4 protein-coding genes and 1 pseudogene are annotated in these 2,537 nt (G+C 41.3%); 3 read left to right on the top strand and 2 right to left on the bottom strand.

Going from position 1 to position 2,537, the window contains the following annotated elements; all coding sequences use genetic code 11:
• Both IJJ71_RS08675 and IJJ71_RS08670 read left to right on the top strand, forming a co-directional pair.
• The coding region (locus IJJ71_RS08675; protein WP_296846434.1) for a helix-turn-helix domain-containing protein at nucleotides 1-238 on the top strand (238 nt) is incomplete at its 5' end.
• A 1-nt stretch (nucleotide 239) separates the two neighbouring features.
• Nucleotides 240-803 (top strand): IS630 family transposase, encoded by a 564-nt coding sequence (locus IJJ71_RS08670; protein ID WP_296846433.1) that lies wholly within the window; start codon nucleotides 240-242, stop codon nucleotides 801-803.
• Nucleotides 804-824: 21 nt separating this feature from the next.
• Here the strand turns inward: IJJ71_RS08670 and IJJ71_RS08665 are convergent, their stop codons facing one another.
• Nucleotides 825-2,063 carry an IS256 family transposase gene (locus IJJ71_RS08665; protein ID WP_296846432.1) on the bottom strand — a complete coding sequence of 413 codons (1,239 nt, stop codon included), beginning with the start codon at nucleotides 2,061-2,063 and terminating at the stop codon, nucleotides 825-827.
• Between the two features lie 60 nt (nucleotides 2,064-2,123).
• Here IJJ71_RS08665 and IJJ71_RS08660 point away from each other — a divergent pair.
• Nucleotides 2,124-2,222: pseudogene (locus IJJ71_RS08660) on the top strand (IS5/IS1182 family transposase); the annotation flags it as partial.
• Here IJJ71_RS08660 and IJJ71_RS08655 read toward each other — a convergent pair.
• On the bottom strand, nucleotides 2,215-2,445 hold the full coding sequence (locus tag IJJ71_RS08655; RefSeq protein WP_296846435.1) for a hypothetical protein: 231 nt from the start codon (nucleotides 2,443-2,445) through the stop codon (nucleotides 2,215-2,217). The pseudogene IJJ71_RS08660 and the gene IJJ71_RS08655 sit on opposite strands and share 8 nt — an antisense overlap.
• Between the last annotated feature and the right edge of the window lie 92 nt (nucleotides 2,446-2,537).

The raw sequence follows: 2,537 nt of genomic DNA, 5'->3' as shown, positions 1-2,537 counted from the left end.
TTTTTGCGATACTGGCAGTTATAAAGCTTTGCCACGTAGCGGCAGACCGCGAAAATTAAATGAAGAAGACGTTAATAAAATATCCGAAATGATAAAAATAAACCCATCATTAACGCTTGATGAGATAAAGGAAAAAGGAAACTTTACGACAAGCTGCACAACAATTTACAGAGTATTGCAAAGATTAGGGCATACATATAAAAAAAACACTTTTTGCGGCGGAACAAAACCGCGCTGATGTGAAACAAAGGCGTATTGAATGGCGCAAAAAATCTCAAAGTTTTGATATAAATAAAATGGTATTTCTTGATGAGAGCAGTATAAAAACGTCTATGGTGCGTTTATATGGCTGGAGTTCCAAAGGCAAGCGCATAAGAGATTATGTCCCTGATGCAAGATGGAAATCATTGAGCATACTATCGTCTCTGCGCAGCGATGGCAGTACGGAAGCGATTGTATATGAAGGAGCTTTAACGGGAGAATTATTCAAAACATGGCTGAAGGAGTGTCTGTTAAAAACATTAAAAAAAGATGACATTCTGATAATGGATAACTTGTCATCACATAAAGTTGCAGGTGTAAAGGAAATTGTTGCCAGTGCCGGAATAAAATTGGAATACTTACCGCCTTACAGTCCTGATTTGAATCCGGTGGAAGCCATGTGGTCAAAAGTAAAAAACAATGTTCGAAAGATACCGAAAACAAAAATTGAGGAGCTAGAAAAGGCAGTGGGAGAAAGTCTGAGTAAGCTAAAACGATTGGATGCAGTGGGCTGGTTGGGTTTGTCAAGGGTTTGTCAATAGTTTTGTGTAATTGATTTTTTTTCATATGGCAACTCTGTCAGCCCCAAAAAGAATGGCAAACTGATGTAATGCCTGTCCCCAATTTTGAATCGGCATCGTCCACTTCTTCGCCGCTTTCTTGAGCGCAAGATACATAATTTTGATGATTGCCTCATCGTCAGGAAATGCGGCTCTGTTTTTCGTAACCTTCCTCAGAGACGCATTTAATGATTCTATTGCGTTCGTAGTATAGATTACGCGCCGAATTTCTTGCGGATACGCAAAGAACTCGTTAAGGTCATTCCAGTGTGTTTCCCATGAACGCTGAATCATTGGATACTTGGCGTTCCATTTTTTGCCCAAATCATCAAGAGCTTCCAGAGCCTCTTGTTCATTCACAGCACTGTAAATTTGTTTCAAGTCTTTGCAAACGGCTTTTAAATCCTTGTAGCTGACATATTTTGTACTGTTGCGCACCATGTGAACTATACAGAGCTGAACTTTTGTTTGCGGATAAATCGCCCGTACAGCATCAGGAAAGCCCGTAAGGCCATCCATGCAGGCAATTAAAATGTCTTGAACACCGCGGTTTTTCAGGTCTGTCAGCACACTCATCCAAAACTTTGCGCCTTCTGTCTGGCTCAAATAAAAGCCTAAGGCCTCTTTCTTTCCGTCCATATTGATGCCCAAAGCCAAATATAGAGCTTTGTTTTCATTTTTGCCGTTCTGTCGGCTGTTGACACGCAGCGCATCGAGATAGACTATTGGGTAAATGCTGTCGAGCGGGCGCGTCCTCCATTCCCTCACATCTTCATGAACAGCGTCTGTAACTGTGCTTATGAGTTCAGGAGAAATATCAACGCCATATATTTCATTCAAATGCGCCTGAATGTCGCGGGTCGTCATTCCCCGCGAATATAACGAGATTATCTGCTCATTAAACAGCGGAAGCCTTTTCGCGTATTTGGGAACAATTTCAGGATTAAATTCACTTTTTCTGTCTCTCGGAATATTGAGTTCGACTTCTTGATCCTGAGTGAGAACTGTCTTTTTCGAATAACCGTTCCTGCTATTGCCACTGTTATCACCGACGTTTGAATGTTTTTTGTAACCCAAATGAGCGTCCATTTCAGCTTCAAGGACTCTATTCAAAAGTCGGCTTGTCAGAGCTTTTATGAGACCATTTTGGCCGAAAAGCTCTTCTTGTGTCATTCCGGATAAATCCAGTTGAGAAACTATTTGCTCAACTGCAGTGTTTCTTTGTTCGTGTTTCTTGGTCATTACTATCGACTCCTTCTGTTCATAGCATTTCCCATTTACACAAACTATTTTACAGTCCCATTAAAACAGTGGCGAGGCATTGCAACCCGCTATGCGAAGAAAGCATCCTCATTCATAGCTTCTGTGCAGATAGGCGCGATGTTCATGTGGCTTAATATATTACGACGACACAGTATAAAAACAATACATTCTCAGTTACAAATCCAGCCAAGCCAGTTAAGGCAGGAGCGACAGCAGACATAGCCAGAACTTTAGCGAATTGAACGGCATACTTTTTTCTGTCATTTATTTTTGCGGCGTAGCTTCGTCTGATAAGTCCTACGTTTTTAGTCCAAGCCAAGAGTAGGGCATAAAACAGAATCGCTCCTGAGAATATAAGCATAAAAATTATTGCGTTATCCATATTTCAGCCACAGAAGAGAGCAGAGCTTAAAACCGCCAGTTCTGAACAGTGGCAATCTGCTCCGCTGTGAG

The sequence above is a fragment of the Treponema sp. genome (assembly GCF_017430385.1).
Taxonomy (GTDB): domain Bacteria; phylum Spirochaetota; class Spirochaetia; order Treponematales; family Treponemataceae; genus Treponema_D.
The sequence above is the reverse complement of the archived record's forward strand: the minus strand, read 5'-3'. Positions and strand labels throughout refer to the sequence as shown.